The 13861-nt window shown below is 68.2% G+C and carries 13 protein-coding genes; 5 read left to right on the forward strand and 8 right to left on the reverse strand.

All coding sequences use genetic code 11. The annotated features are described in order from the left end of the window. The 6 genes from ABD115_RS01770 to ABD115_RS01795 all read right to left on the reverse strand — a co-directional run. A partial coding sequence (locus ABD115_RS01770) for a YhgE/Pip domain-containing protein (RefSeq protein ID WP_343957597.1) occupies positions 1–1139 on the reverse strand: 1139 nt, incomplete at its 3' end. Positions 1140–1318: 179 nt separating this feature from the next. Continuing rightward, the gene (locus tag ABD115_RS01775) at positions 1319–4369 is read right to left on the reverse strand and encodes a LamG domain-containing protein (protein ID WP_343957599.1); all 3051 of its coding nucleotides are present in this window, start codon (positions 4367–4369) and stop codon (positions 1319–1321) included. Between the two features lie 120 nt (positions 4370–4489). Next, a complete protein-coding gene (phnE, locus tag ABD115_RS01780) occupies positions 4490–6238 on the reverse strand; it encodes a phosphonate ABC transporter, permease protein PhnE (RefSeq protein ID WP_343957601.1) in 1749 nt (582 codons plus the stop codon). After that, a complete protein-coding gene (gene phnC, locus ABD115_RS01785) occupies positions 6235–7041 on the reverse strand; it encodes a phosphonate ABC transporter ATP-binding protein (RefSeq protein WP_343957603.1) in 807 nt (268 codons plus the stop codon). Before phnC ends, phnE begins: the two co-directional genes overlap by 4 nt. A 75-nt stretch (positions 7042–7116) precedes the next feature. Continuing rightward, on the reverse strand, positions 7117–8058 hold the full coding sequence (locus tag ABD115_RS01790) for a phosphate/phosphite/phosphonate ABC transporter substrate-binding protein (protein WP_343957605.1): 942 nt from the start codon (positions 8056–8058) through the stop codon (positions 7117–7119). Positions 8059–8068: 10 nt separating this feature from the next. Continuing rightward, positions 8069–8803: an HAD family hydrolase gene (locus ABD115_RS01795; protein WP_343957607.1), complete on the reverse strand. Its 735-nt coding sequence runs from the start codon at positions 8801–8803 to the stop codon at positions 8069–8071. Positions 8804–8945: 142 nt separating this feature from the next. On the opposite strand from ABD115_RS01795, the gene ABD115_RS01800 reads away from it, so the two are divergent. From ABD115_RS01800 to ABD115_RS01815, 4 genes are all read left to right on the forward strand, one after another. Beyond that, positions 8946–9701 carry a GntR family transcriptional regulator gene (locus ABD115_RS01800; protein ID WP_343957609.1) on the forward strand — a complete coding sequence of 252 codons (756 nt, stop codon included), beginning with the start codon at positions 8946–8948 and terminating at the stop codon, positions 9699–9701. 76 nt (positions 9702–9777) lie between these two features. Further along, positions 9778–10521 (forward strand): GNAT family N-acetyltransferase, encoded by a 744-nt coding sequence (locus ABD115_RS01805; protein ID WP_343957610.1) that lies wholly within the window; start codon positions 9778–9780, stop codon positions 10519–10521. A 111-nt stretch (positions 10522–10632) separates the two neighbouring features. Then, positions 10633–11283: a hypothetical protein gene (locus ABD115_RS01810; RefSeq protein ID WP_343957612.1), complete on the forward strand. Its 651-nt coding sequence runs from the start codon at positions 10633–10635 to the stop codon at positions 11281–11283. Then, positions 11283–11492, forward strand: coding sequence for a helix-turn-helix domain-containing protein (locus ABD115_RS01815; RefSeq protein ID WP_343957614.1), 210 nt, complete (start codon positions 11283–11285; stop codon positions 11490–11492). The genes ABD115_RS01810 and ABD115_RS01815 overlap by 1 nt, the downstream gene beginning before the upstream one ends. On the opposite strand, the gene ABD115_RS01820 is transcribed toward ABD115_RS01815, so the two are convergent. Continuing rightward, positions 11489–11722 carry a helix-hairpin-helix domain-containing protein gene (locus ABD115_RS01820; RefSeq protein ID WP_343957616.1) on the reverse strand — a complete coding sequence of 78 codons (234 nt, stop codon included), beginning with the start codon at positions 11720–11722 and terminating at the stop codon, positions 11489–11491. The genes ABD115_RS01815 and ABD115_RS01820 overlap by 4 nt on opposite strands. A 117-nt stretch (positions 11723–11839) precedes the next feature. Here ABD115_RS01820 and ABD115_RS01825 point away from each other — a divergent pair, with 117 nt between their 5' ends. Then, positions 11840–13249 (forward strand): MFS transporter, encoded by a 1410-nt coding sequence (locus tag ABD115_RS01825; protein WP_343957617.1) that lies wholly within the window; start codon positions 11840–11842, stop codon positions 13247–13249. Positions 13250–13442: 193 nt separating this feature from the next. On the opposite strand, the gene ABD115_RS01830 is transcribed toward ABD115_RS01825, so the two are convergent. Beyond that, a complete protein-coding gene (locus tag ABD115_RS01830; RefSeq protein WP_343957619.1) occupies positions 13443–13754 on the reverse strand; it encodes a metal-sensitive transcriptional regulator in 312 nt (103 codons plus the stop codon). Positions 13755–13861 lie beyond the last annotated feature (107 nt).

Below are 13861 nucleotides of genomic sequence, written 5' to 3' on the forward strand. Positions count from 1 at the left end.
TCGGCGACGGCCTGCACCGCCCCCGAAGCGTCGGTGTTCGCCTGTGAGAGCGCCGCGAGCACCTTCTGGTGCTCTGCGTTCTGCTGCTGCAGTGCCTGCAGCGCGGTTTCGAGCTGCGCCGCGGCCGGCGAGCCAGGTTCTGCCTGCGCGAGAAGCTGCTGCAGCTGAGTCATGGTTGCCGCGTTTGCGTCGACCAGGGCAGTCACGTCGGCGATTGAGCTGTCGATGCGCCCGCCGAGTTGGTTCAGCTGCTGCGTGACCTCTGCAACGGAGGCGTTGGCCGACGCCGCTGCGTCGGCCAAGAGCGTCGTTCCGGTGAGGTAGGCAGACGTCGCGGCGTCACCAAACGCAATAACCTGCTGCTGTGTTTCGGTGATGATCGATTGCGCCTGACCCACCGCGGTGCGCACGTCTCCGAGGGTCGCACCTACCGAGGTGAGCGTGCCACGCGCCGAGGCGAGCGAGTCGCGAGATGAGTCGATGCCGTCGCGCATCGAGGCTACGTTCTGGGCCGCCTCGTCGAGGGTTTTCGTTGTCTGGTCGAAGGCGTTGAGGGCGTCGCTGCGGGCGTTGAGCAGCCGCAGCTCGACCGAGTCTCCCGCGTCTTTCACTGCCTCCGTCGCAGCTTTCGCGACCTGTTCCTTGAACGCGCTCGTGATCTGCTTGTCAAGGGTCGACGCGCCAACGTCGGTGATCTTGGGGGCGATCGCGCTCGCCTTCTCGTTGACGTAGTACTGCAGCGCGGGCTGCGTGAACTCACCGCTTGTCATGCTCAGCAGGTCGTCGCTGAACCCCTCGGGAATGACAATCGCCGCGTAAACATCGCCGCGCTGCACCGCCTCTTTCGCGTTCGCCTCGCCCATGAATTGCCAGCCGAGTTGATCGTTGGCCTTGAGTTGCTCGACGACCTGGTCGCCGATGTTCACCGCGCCGGTGAGCTCGGACTCCGCGCCTGAGTCGAGGTTGGCGACGGCGATGTGCACGTTCGCGGTGTTTGCGTACGGGTCCCAAAAAGCGTTGATGTTGAACCACGCGTAGAGGGCAGGGGTGACGAGGATACCGATGACGATAACCCAGCTCTTGCGCACGCGGGCGAGCCGCCCAACGTCCCTTCGAAAGATCTTCCAACTTTGCCGCACCGCAACAGTGTACCCGATACCTGCACATAGGTGTGCAACTTAATTCGGCGGTGGGCGAACAGCCAGGCGCACGCCGGCTGGCGCACGCCGGCTGGCTGGCGTCAATTGGGGCACCCCGCACGGGCCGGAACGCGAGGGTGCGCCGTGGATCCGCCCCACCGCACCCTCGCGCGCGCCGCCTACTGTCGCCGCATGCGCGCCCGCATCGCGAGCGCGATGCCCGCAGCGACGGCGAGCGCCGAGGCGAGCGCGGTGACAACCCAGGTTGTTGGCGCGCTGCCACCGGTCGCAGCGATGGTCTCTCGGGTGTCGCCCCCTGCACCCGGTGCGACCGACCCGCCGCCGCTCACCGAGCCGCTTCCGCCGTCACCAGGGCCGCCCGTGCCAGGGCCGCCGTCGCCAGGGCCGCCGTCACCAGGGCCACCGTCCGCGACCTTCGCGAACTCGACCTCGACCGAGACGCGCCCCGCAACGTTTCGCAGCACGAGTTCGTCGCCCTCGATAGCGAAGCTCTCGGCTCCCACGGCCGACACCACCGCGTCGACCGCCGTGTACCCTGCGGCGGGAGCGAGCGCGAGTCGCAGCTCACCACCGAGCTCCGCGACGCCCTCGGCCGGCGTCACAGCACCATTGGTCGCACGCGCGGCGTAGCTGAATCGCACCGCCTGCTCCTCCACAGCGGTGACGCCCGCGCGCAGTGCGTCGTAGCCCGCGCGCAGCTCGGCCTCGACGGGGGCCGCAGCTCCGAGCGTCGCTCTGCCCTGTTCGATTGCTGCTGCGAGCGCACCCGTGAGCGCATTGTCGAACACCCGACCGTTTGCCGCCTCAACCTCGTTCGCCGCGAGCAGCTCGGAGGCGTATTCGACGGCCCTCGCCAGTGCGTCGATCTCCGCGCCAGCGTCGTCGGCGCCGTGCAGCGCGGCGATCTCGTCGGCGGTGAGCGCGGAATCCCACATTTTCAGGTCGTCCATGTCGAGGCCTACGCCGTAGCTTTTTCCGCCGTCGACACCGACGAGCATGTTCAACCCGCTCGTCAGGCTCCCGATCGACGCGATGCTCGTCTCCTTCACGAGCTCGCCATCCATATACGTGCTCGCCATGTTGCGCTCGCGGTCGACGGTCACGGCCATGTGGTGCCAGGAGTTCTTGTAGTTCGTGACGTCACCGGTGGCGTAGACGCCGTTCTTGTCGTCACCCACCGTGAACTCGAGCTTGCCCGTGTCCCCTCCCTGCGGCGCAAGGTTCACGCCCGAGCGGTAGTAGTTGCTCCAGTTCTTATTGCTGATGATCGCACCGTACCCGCCGACGCCCGTGACCTTCGCCCAGAAGCTCATCGTCAGGTCTTTGTCGGTGCCAAGGTCGAACTCTGGCCGCGAGCCCAGGTCGACGTAGCTGCCGGCACCGTTGCCGATGCGCACGGCCTGCCCGGCGGCACCCGTGCGGTCTGTAGCCACGTAGCTGACCGCGCCAACCGGCGCCGGCTTCGGGCTCGTGGCCGCGGCGCTCCCGGAGTCGCTGAGGTCGCCCTCGAACGCGAGACTCAGAAACTCGCCGCCCGGCACCTCTGCCCCGGCCTCTGGGTAGTCGGGGAACACGAGCGTGCCCGCGGTGCGGAACGTACCAGCAAGCGCCTCAGACTTGTTCTGGAAATCGTCGTACGCGAACACCTGCACCGCGTACGTCTTCGCGGCATCGAGCCCGCCGATGTCGAAGCCCATCGTGCTCGGGGTCATGTAGAACCGCGAATAGGCCTTGAAGTTCCCGGTGAACGCCTTCGGCTTGTTCGCCCCGAAGTCTGGCACCTGGTTCGCGGTGAACGCGACGGGGTTGCCCGCCTGGTCAGAGATCTGCACCTCGTAGTAGTTGACGAGCTCGTCATCGTTCGCCTGCTCGAACCCGATCGTCGCCGACGTCTCGGTCACGTCGCGGGCGGTCACGGCCGCGCCGTCCCACCACGGCGCGATCTTGCTGCGCTTGTCGCTCGTGTAGGTAAAGCCGGCCTTGCCCTTCGTCGTGTCGACGACCCAGGGCATGCCGAGCCAGCGCTGGTGAGTGACGTCGAAGCGGCGAATCACGGTGCTGCCGTCTTCGAGCACGGTTACGAAGTTCGCGCTCTTCTGCGGCACTCCCTTCGCGGCGTCTCCCTGGTTGCCCTCGAAGTAGCCGCCCCCGATGAAGTCCCCCGGTACATCCTGGTAGATGTAGTTCATCGACGCGTTCTCGTAGACCGTGAAGTCCTTTTGATAGATGCTCGTCTCGGGGTTCGACGAGAAGTGGGTGTGCGCGGAGCCGAGCACCGCCTGCGGGTACTGCGCGAGGATGCGCTGCAGGTCGGGGCCAGCCATGTCGTAGTCACCGTGGAACGGGCCGCCGAGTGTGGTGCCCGAGTAGCCGCTGTGGATCGACACGAAGATCGGCTTCTTCGGGTCGTAATCTGGCTTCGCCGCGATGTCGGCGAGGGTCTTCGTGAGGTACTCCTGGTACCCGGTGCGCTGCCCGGTGTAGCCAAAGGTGTGTTTGCCGTTGTAGTCGAGGCCGATGAAGTCGATGCCCTCGATCGTCGTGTGGAAGTTGCCGACGTAGTCGCTTTCGGCGCTCGGGTAGAACCAGTCTGGCGCGTTCGCGCCCGCGCGCTCGGCTCGGGCCTCGTCGAGCGTCTTCCCCATAAGGTCGGCGATGTCGTGGTTGCCCTGGGTCATGAGCACCTGCGCCTCGGGGAAGCTCTCGCGCATGACTCGCTCGACGGCGCGGTACCAGCCTGCGACCTTCTCGGAGTCGCCCTTGAGGTGGGCGGCGTACTCCGGGTCGTTCGCACCAACGACGTCGCCGTTGTTCACGATCGCCTGCGGGTCGAAGCCCTTCTGGGAGGCCCAGCCGGCGAGCTTCTCGAAGTGGGGTTTGATGCCCTCGTACGCGATCTGCTCGGAGGTCTTCTCAGCGGTCGCGGTGCCGCCGAGCTCGGTGTCAGACATCGTGATGAACTCGAGGGTAGCCGCGGCCCCGTTGTAGGCGTCGTTTGCGGCGTCGATGCGCGCCTGCGTCATCGCCTCTGCCGGCGCCGCCGCGGCCTGCGGGGTGCCGGTGCGCTCACCGTGCGGCGCCGCCTGGGCGGGGATCGCCGGGGCGAGGAGCGCGGCCGCGGTTATCGCTGCGATAGCGCTGCCGAGCAGTGCGCGGCGCGGGCCTCGGGCAAGGCACGCGGGCGCGGTCGGGGTGCTGGTGGGGTTCAACGTGAGGATCCTTTCAGGGGTGTGGCGGGCATGCGGGATCCCACCACCTGGGAGGGTGATGCGGGAGAGTGATGCGGGAGGGTGGTGCGGGCGGATGCGCGGGCGGGTGCGCGGGCGGCGTCAGGCGATGAGCCGCCTGATCCAGGAGGCCAGGCCCTCGACGGCGAACACGATCACGAGCACGCACAGCAGCAGCGCGAGCAATTCGTGTTGGTTGATGCGCGCGGCGCTCGACAGCATGTACCCGATGCCGCCGCCGCCGACGATGCCGAGCACCGTCGCAGAGCGAATGTTCGTATCGAGCAGGTAGAGCGTGTGCCCCACGAGCGCGGGCGTTGCCTGCGGAAACGTCGCCGCGGTGAAGACCTGCGTGCGCGTCGCGCCGACTGCGTGGAGGGCACGCTCAGGGCCGCGGTCGACCTCCTCGATCGAATCGGCGAATAGCTTGCCGAGCAGGCCGACGCCCCCGATGGCGAGCGCGAGCACGGCCGCGCCGGGGCCTAAGCCCGTGAGGATGATGAAGAAGAGCGCAAGCAGCAGCTCCGGCAGCCCGCGAATCACGACGAGCAGAAACCGCGAGGCGCCGCGCACGGCGGGGCTCGGGGCGACGTTTCGCGCGGAGAACACGCCGAGGATCAGTGATCCGGCGAGCGCGAGCAGCGTCGCCGCGAAGGCGATCTGCACGGTCTCCGTGAGCGCGATGGCCGTCGCCTCCCACTTCGCGGGCGGCAGCGACGGTGGCCAGAGCCGACTCGCCGCGATGCCGAGGTTCTTCCAGAAGTTCGCGAAGCTGCTCTCCTGCGTCGCCGCGAGGGCGATCGATGCCCCGAGGAGTGTCGCGGTGCCCCACAGGAGTGCCGAAGACTTCAGCCGATCAGCGGTCCACGGCACGCGACCGGCGAACGCCGCGCGACCGAACGAGTTGCCCTCCGCAGCCGCTCCGACTGCACCAGCAGCCTCGCCGGCGCCTGAGCCAGCTCCCGCGCCAGCGCCGCCCGGCAGCGCGCGGACGAGCCGGTGCGCGAGCGTGCGCCTGGCGACGGGGGCGCCGAGCAGGAACCGGCGGATGAGCGCGGAGACGATCTCGAACGCGACGCACAGCACGAAGATGATGATCGCGAACGGCAACGCCTCGCGATAGTTCAGCGTCTGCATCGCGATGCTCAGCTGATGGCCGAGCCCTGCGACGCCCACGAACCCGAGAATGACCGACACTCGCAGGTTGATGTCGGCTCGATGCAGCACGATCGCGATGAACGCCGGGAGCACCTGTGGCCAGACGGCGCCCCAGAACTCCTGAGATTTCGTCGCACCCGCAGCGCGCAGCGCGAGGCGGGGCCCCTCGGGTACCTGCTCGATCGCATCGGCGGTGAGCTTGCTGATCATGCCCACCGAGTGGATCCCGAGCGCGAGCACGCCTGCGAGCGCGCCCTGGCCGATGACCATCGCGAAGATCATCGCCATGATCGCGTCGGGTGCCGCGCGGGTGGCCACGCCGAGGAACCTGCCGAGGGCTCCGCCCCAGCGCGTCGGCGTCGTGTTGCGGGCGGCGAGGTAGGCGACGGGAATGGAGAGGATCGCCGCCATCGCGGTGCCGCAGAACACGATCGCGAGCGTGAGTGCCGAGAGCCAGAGAATTTCGGGCAGGGTCGGCCAGACGAATGGCACCGCGCGCGCGAGAAAGCTGCCCGCGTACTCGATGCCGCGGGTCACCTGCTGCCACGACAGCCCGACGCCAGACAGCGACCAGAGTGCGACGCCGAGGAGCGCGAGCAGCAGCGCCGCGGCGGTGAGCGCGTTCCGCGACGGGAGGGGCAGTTTCTCCCCCGGTCGCGCTCCGACGCGGGCGGGGGTGATCGTTGCGGTCACGCAGCTGCCCCGTTCAGGTCGAGCTGGCGAGCGGGCGGCGCGACGCTGTCGTCGCCGGCGCGCTGATAGATGGCCATGACCGCCGACTCGTCGAGCGAATGCGCTGGGGCATCGAGCACGACCTTGCCAGCCCGCAGGCCGACGACGCGGCTCCCCCAGCCGAGCGCGAGCTCGACCTGGTGCAGGCTGCAGACAACCGCGAGGCCGCGCCGCTCGGCGAGCTCCCTGATGAGCGCCATGATTTGCTGTGACGACTCGGGGTCGAGCGATGCGACGGGCTCGTCGGCGAGCAAGATCTCTGGCTGCTGCATGAGCGCGCGGGCGATCGCGACGCGCTGCTGTTGCCCGCCCGAGAGCGTGTCGGCGCGCTGAAACGCTCGCTCTTCGAGCCCGACCTCGGCGAGCAGCTCGGCAGCGCGAACCCGGAGCGCCTTAGGGTAGGCGAGCAGCCCGAGACGCGGGCCGCGAAGCTCAGACAGGGCACCTGTGAGCACGTTCTCGAGCGCCGTGCGAGGGCCGACGAGCTCGAACTGCTGAAAGATGAAGCCGACCCGGCTGCGTAGCTGCCGCAGCTCACGCCCCCGGGCCGTCGCGACGGGGGCGCCAAGCACGGAGACGCTGCCCGAGTCAGGCTGCTCGAGCCCGTTCAGGTGTCGCAACAGCGTCGACTTCCCCGAGCCAGAGAGGCCGAGCAGAACCGTCCGCTCCCCGGGGGCGATATCGAGGGTGACGTCGTCGAGCGCGACGGTGTCGCCGTAGCGCTTCGTCAGGCTGTCGAGCTGAATGGCGGCGGGATGATGCATGAGGGTTTCACTCCAGAAGCTACGCGGCGGGCGGGGGCGGGGTTCGGCCGGAGTTGGCCGAACCCCAGCGGGGTGTTACGGCTGGCACTGCGCCGCGCCGGTCTGCTCGCAGACCTTGCGCACGCTGTCATAGTAGGAGTCTTCGACGGGCACGAGCTCGTAGAAGAACGCCTTAAACGCGTCGGTGACCTCGATGCCCTCGGCCTCGATGTCGGCGAGCGTCAGGTCTTTCATGACCTCTTGCAGCTCCTGCTGCGTCTCGGAGGGGAGCTTCGTCGACATCACGATCGGTGCGCCGGGCACGGTCACGCGGTTAATGACCTCGAGGTCACCTTCGGCGAACAGGCCGTCGGCGATGCCCGTCTTCTCCACGACGGCGTCCTCGGCAAACCCTGCGTCGCACTCGACGCCCTGCGCGGTCTTCTGGGCGGAGGCGTCGTGCCCGCCGGCCATAATCGGCGTGATGTCTTTCTCGGGGTCGATGCCGGCCGCGAGAAGCTCGGCGCTCGGGTAGAGGTAGCCAGAGGTCGAGCCCGGGTCAACGAAGCAGACCTTCTTGCCCTTGAGGTCGGCAATCGAGGCGATGTCTGAGCCCTTCGGCACGACTGTGAGCGATTCGTAGCCGGGCTCCTCGCCCTGCTTCGTGACGGTCACCCCGATCGGCTCGAGCTCGGCGCCACCGTTCGTCGCCGCGACGTAGGTGAAACCCGAGAAGCTACCAATGTCGATGCGGCCGGCGATCGACGCCTCGACGAGCGCGGCGTAGTCGGTCGACTGAATGAGCTCGACCTTCTTGCCGGTCTTCGCCGCGATGTAGTCGACGAGCGGTTGGAAGGTGTTCTCGACCGACTGCTGGTCAGGGACCATACCCATAACGAGCGTGTCTGCGTCTTTCGCGAAGCCCTCGGATGCGCTCGTGCCGCCCTCCGCGGGGCCCGTCGAACAAGCGGCGAGGGTGCCCATGAGCGTGATGCCTGCGGCGAGCGCGAGCCCGCGGGTGAGTGTGTTCTTCTTCACGGTGTGCCTTTCAAAGCGAGTGGGTGTGAATCGGGGTGAGTCGGATGGAGTCTGTGGGTCGGTGGTGTGGCGGGAGCGCGGTGATCCAGTCGGTGGTGATGCCCTCAAGGCTCGCGATTGTCGCGTCTGCGAGACGATCGAGGTCGGGGCGCGGTGTTCCCACCCGCACAACGGTGCAGCCGGCGGATCGTGCTGAGCGGATCCCGACCTCGGAATCCTCGAACGCAACACAGCGTGCGGGGTGCACGCCGAGCGCGCGGGCGGCGCGGAGGTATGGCGCGGGCTCGGGCTTCGTCTTTGGCACGTCGTCTGCGGTGACGACGGTGTCGAAGGCGCCAAGGCCCGTGAGACCATCGACCGCCGTGACCCACTCGCGCGTCGAGCTCGTCACCAGCCCGAGCGGCATGCCGGCGACGCGCAGCCGGTGCAGCGTCTCGGCCGCTCCGGCGAGCCAGCGCAGCTGCCCGTCGAAGGCCGCGATAGCGCCCTCCTCGAGCAGGCGGGCAACGGTAGCGGGCGTGCCCTCGTGGCCGTGCTCCTCGACAAGGCGACGCCCAGCCTCGTCAACGGCAACACCCTCGAAGGTCGCAACGAGCTCGTCAGCGGCCTCGCCCGTGGTCGCGACAAGCGCGGCTCGGATAGCGTCGAGCCAGCTGCGCTCGCTGTCGACGAGCGTGCCGTCGAGATCGAACAGGGCTGCGCCGAGCGCGGCGCTGGTGTGCTGGAAGGTTGGCTGCTGAATCACCTGATTATTACCCCGCGTTCGGGTATGCAACTCCCAACGAGATGGTGAACGAGAGCTGAACACTGGGGGCCCAGGCGCCGCAGGGCGGGACAGCTGTGAACGGCTGTCCATCAACCCCGCCTTTCGGGCGTACCCTGGCAGCATGACGGCCGACTCCACCCGCCCCCACGCGGCGATCATGCGCGACCTGCTCGCGCGCATCGTCGACGGCGAGTTCGCCCCTGGCACGGCTCTGCCCTCGGAGTCGAAACTCAGCCTGCACTACGGGGCCGCCCGCGGCACGGTGCGCAACGCGCTCGCAGCCCTCGAGGGGCGCGGCCTCGTTACCCCGGTGCAGGGGTCGGGCTGGCTCGTTCGCTCGAGCAGACAGAACCAGTCGTTCGCCGAGCTTCGATCGTTCGCGCAGTGGGCGCGAGGCAAGGGCATGGAGCCTGGCGGCCTCGTGCACCTCGCGGCGTTCGGCGAGGCTTCCCAGAGCGAGGCGCGCAGCCTCCGCGTGGCTGCGGGTTCGCGCGTGATCCGGGTGACGCGCACACGCTCGCTCGACGGCCGCACCGTTATGCTCGAGCGCACCTGCTACCCGGAGTGGATCGCAGACAGGGTTGCCAGCATTCCCGACGATGAGGCTTCCGTCGTCGAGACGCTGCGCACGCAGTTCGGCGTCATCACCGCCCACGCCGAGCACTCAATCGACGCAATCCCCGCGTCAAGCTCTGACGCCGAGCTCCTCGGAATTCGCCGCTCCAGCCCGCTCCTCCGGGTGCGGCGCGTGAGCTTCACGCGCGGCGGCGCACCAATCGAGTTCGGTGAAGACCGCTACCTGCCAGACACGGTCACGTTTCAGGTCGCGACCTCGAGCGACAGCAACGCGCTGAACCGCGCCGAGTTTCTGCGGTAGCGGGCGGACGCTCCCGTCGCGGCGCTCACGGCCCTCGCAGCCGCCCAGGTACACTGCCTCAGAAAGGAAGGTGCCCGTGATCAGCTCCTCCGACGCGCTCTCGCTTTACGTCGCTACCCACATCGCCCGCGCGAACGACGCGCACCGGTCTAACGAGCTCGCCTGGTTTCGCACCGGCGCCCCGCACGAGGAGCTCAACGGCGTGCTCTATGCGACGGCGGCGGCCGTTGGCGACGCTGTAGTCGAATTCGCGGGAGTCGCGGCGCTCTGGCACTCGTGGCCCGAGCGGCCTGAATTCGACATCGAGGCGCAGCTTCGCGCCCGGGGCTTCAGCTTCGTCGAGGAGGAACCGGTGATGGTGATGTCGCTCGCGCGCTCCGCAGCTGCCTCGGTCACCGAGTCCGCTGGCCCCGCGTGCATCCGCCGCGTCGAGACCGCACCTGATCTAGCCGCGTGGGAGGAGATTTGGTCAGGCGAGGAGTCGAACCCCGCAACGCTCAGCGCACTTGCCGCTGCGGGGCTTGGCAGCGATCGAACGGTCCACCACCTCCTCGCCGAAATCGACGGCGTCGCCGTAGGGTGCGGCGCGGCCGTGGTGACCGGGGCGGCGCTCGCAGTCGAACACATCGTCACCTCGCCGTCGCACCGCAGGCGGGGCATCGGCAGTCAGCTCACCGCCGCGGCGCTCGCTGTGGGGCGCCAGCTTGGTGCCGACCACGCGATCCTCACCGCGTCGCCCGACGGCGAGCGACTCTACGAGCGCCTCGGCTTCGTTCGACGCGAGCAGGTACGCCGGTTCGCGCCACCCGAAGTTGGCTAGCAAAGGCTACGCTCTGGCCACGAGAGCGCGCCCGGCCAGGTCAGCAGCGCGGCCCACCCACGTTCGCTTGCTGAACGGTCTCCCAGGCGAGGCTTCTTTATGATTATCGTTATGCAAAAGCATTACGATAATCATAAAGAAGCCTCGCCTCGCATTGCCCGAACCCACGCGAGCGTCACCGCCGCGGCGCTCACCACACTCGGGGCGATCGGCTCAGCCACCCTCGCCATCACGGGGCTGAACGCCGCAACCCAAGAACTTTCGGCCGGGCGGATCAGCGCCGCAATCCCACTCGATAACGGCGCGCTCGACACGATGTCGCGCACTTGGGAGGGCGACATCGACTCGGTCACCGGCGGCTTCGCCGACGTCACCGTCAACGGCGCCCCATCGCACCTCATCGAAGCGTTTCGCATGGCCTCGCTCACCGACTCCGCGACAGTGACGATCGTCGCACTGCTCGCGCTCATCGCGGCAGTGGCGCTGTTCGCGGGCAAGCTACGGTGGAACACCCTCGCCAGCCTCACCATCGCGGGCGGCACCACGCTCGCCGTCGGATCCTTCGCAGCCCAGTCGCTCGCAACCACGGCCGCCGAAGAGCTGTCGATCTGGCTCTACGCGGGGAATTCGCCCTGGCTCGAACCCGGATTCCTGGCAGGCATCAACTTCATTCCGGTCACTGTAGGGCTCGGCGCGACTGCACTGGGAATCGCACTGCGCACCACTGGCAAGCTCGCCACCGAAGCCGACGGAGTCGTGTAGTGAGCGAGACGAAAATTCGTGTCACACTCTCCGAGGCCCTCGAGGCCCGCGGCATGACCCTAACCGAACTCTCCCAGCTCGTCGGCGTCTCCGTCGTGAACCTTTCGCTCCTGAAAAACAATCACGCGAAGGCGGTGCGCTTCACGACGCTCGACGCGATCTGCGAGGCGCTGGGCTGCCTCCCGGGCGACATCCTCACTCGCGACTAGGCCCCCGGCGCCGGGCCCGGATCTCGCAGCCCGGCCCCGGCCGCTGCGAGCGCCTCCTCGAGAATGCGCACGGCCTTGGGTCCAACGCCGTGCAGCGCGAGCAGTTCGGCGCGGGAGAATCCCGCGACCTCCGCGAGGGTGGTGGCGCCGAGCTGCAGCAGCGCGGAGGTTGCGGGCCTGCCGATCTTCGGCAGGTCGCCCACCCGCTCGGGCACATCCCTGGTTGACATGCGCCCAGCTTAGTCACCGCAGGCGAAGCATTACACAAAATTACATACCCATACCCCCTAGGGGTATATGCTACCGAAAGACCCGGATCCACCGGCACATTCTTAGGAGCACTCACCATGTCCTCGCAGACAGCACAATCACCCGCACAGAGGTGGCTCGGGCTCGCGCTCATCGCCACTGCCCAGTTCATCGTCATCATGGACACGTCAATCGTTGGCGTCGCCCTCCCCGACATGCAGCGCGACCTCGGCTTCACCCCCGAGTCACTGTCGTGGGTCTTCAACGCCTACGTCGTCGCCTTCGGCGGGCTACTGCTGCTCGGCGGGCGCCTCTCCGACGCGTTCGGGGCGAGAAAGATCTTCACCCTCGGCTGGATCATCTTGATCGCCGGGTCAGCTGTCGCGGGCGCGGCAGGGTCGGTCGGCGCCGAAATCGCCGGGCGCGCGATCCAGGGCGCGGGCTCGGCCCTCATCGCGCCGGCTGCCCTGACGCTCCTCATGATGCTCTTCGGCGGCACCTCCGACCTCCCGAAGGCCTTCGCCATCTACGGGGCGGCCGCCCCAATCGGCGGCGCCGCCGGCGTCTTCATCGGCGGCGTGCTCACCGAATACACGAGCTGGCCCTGGGTGTTCTACGCCACGATCCCCGTCGCCCTCATCGTGCTCGCGTTCACCGCGACCGCGCTGCCGCGCACGACGCGCGGCGCGAAGGGTTCCATCGATGTCGCGGGCGCCGTCACCGCCACGGCCGGCCTCGCGGCCCTCGTCTACGGCGTCGTCACCGCCCCCGAGGTCGGCTGGCTCACCGCGACGACGATTGGCGCACTCGGCGTCGGGGCGGCGCTCCTCATTGCGTTCTTCGTCATCCAGTCGCGCAGCAAGAATCCGCTACTCAGGCTCGGGCTGCTGCGCGCGCCGCTACTCGGAGCGGCAAACGGCGCCCAGCTCGTGCTCGGCGGCGCCTGGGTCTCGATGTGGTTCTTCCTCAATCTCTACCTGCAGCAGGTGCTCGGCGCATCAGCCTTCGCAGCGGGCGCTGCCCTGCTGCCGATGACCGGCCTCGTCGTCATCGTGATGATCACCCTCGCGCCGCGGCTGCAGGCCAGGTTCGGCGCGAAGCCACTCATCATCGTCGGTCTGCTCATTCTCGCCGCGGGCCTGCTCTGGATGTCGTTCGCTCGGGCCGACGGCAGCTACGCGGTCGACGTGCTCCCCGCCTCGCTGCTCTCGGCACTCGGCATGTCACTCACATTCGTCCCGTCGCTCGGCACGGCCATCAACGCCGCTCCCCCGGCAGAGACCGGCGTCGCCTCGGGCCTTGTGAGCACGAGCTACCAGATTGGCTCGGCGCTCACCCTCGCGATCCTCACCGCGGTCGCGTACGGGGTCGCGGGCGTCGAGCCGTCGAAGCTCGAGCTCACGGCCGGGTACTCGGCCGCGTTCGTCGGCGCAGCAATCCTCGCCGCCGCGGGTGCCGCGGTCACCGCCGTCGCAATGAAGCCCTCGGGCGTCACGACGGCGCAGTAATTCGAACTGCGCGCGGCTTCCAGCGGCGCGGCAACGCGAACGGCGCGATGAGCGCGTGGGGTGGATCGGCGACTCCGATCCACCCCGCCAGCCCACCCGCCGGTCCGCTCCACCGATCCGCCCGCGCGCCCGCGCATACAGCAAGACCGGCTCCGCACTCACTGTGCGAAACCGGTCTTGCTGCGCGCTCGGCCTAGGATTTCACGAGGCGCGCGATCGCATCGCTCGCCTCCTTGAGCTTCTCCTGCGCCTCTGGCCCGTCCTTGCGCGCCGCATCGATGACACAGTGCGAGAGGTGGTCATCGAGCAGCCCGAGCCCCACCGCCTGCAGCGCGCTCGTCAGTGCACTGATCTGGGTGAGAATGTCGATGCAGTACTTCTCTTCGTCGACCATGCGCGAGATGCCACGCGCCTGCCCCTCAATGCGCTTCAGGCGCTTGAGGTACTTGTCTTTGTCGCTCATGTAGCCGTGGGTTCCCTCATGCGAGGCGGGTGTGCTGGTCATGTCATTTCCTTACACGCTCGGGGACGACGGAGATCATTCACCCACAGCATACCCCCAGAGGGTATAAAATGCGGCTGCGTTCGCTCCCAGCATGCGCGGCTCGGCCT

Origin of the sequence: Leucobacter albus, from assembly GCF_039528015.1 — a bacterium.
Classification (GTDB): Bacteria; Actinomycetota; Actinomycetes; order Actinomycetales; family Microbacteriaceae; genus Leucobacter; species Leucobacter albus.

Excerpts from the sequence above, each read along its gene's own strand:
- ABD115_RS01800 (WP_343957609.1), top strand. The coding sequence starts at position 8,946 with ATGACGGCCGACTCCACCCGCCCCCACGCGGCGATCATGCGCGACCTG.
- ABD115_RS01810 (WP_343957612.1), top strand. The coding sequence starts at position 10,633 with ATGCAAAAGCATTACGATAATCATAAAGAAGCCTCGCCTCGCATTGCC.
- ABD115_RS01825 (WP_343957617.1), top strand. The coding sequence starts at position 11,840 with ATGTCCTCGCAGACAGCACAATCACCCGCACAGAGGTGGCTCGGGCTC.
- ABD115_RS01830 (WP_343957619.1), bottom strand. The coding sequence starts at position 13,754 with ATGACCAGCACACCCGCCTCGCATGAGGGAACCCACGGCTACATGAGC.
- ABD115_RS01820 (WP_343957616.1), bottom strand. The coding sequence starts at position 11,722 with ATGTCAACCAGGGATGTGCCCGAGCGGGTGGGCGACCTGCCGAAGATC.
- phnC (WP_343957603.1), bottom strand. The coding sequence starts at position 7,041 with ATGCATCATCCCGCCGCCATTCAGCTCGACAGCCTGACGAAGCGCTAC.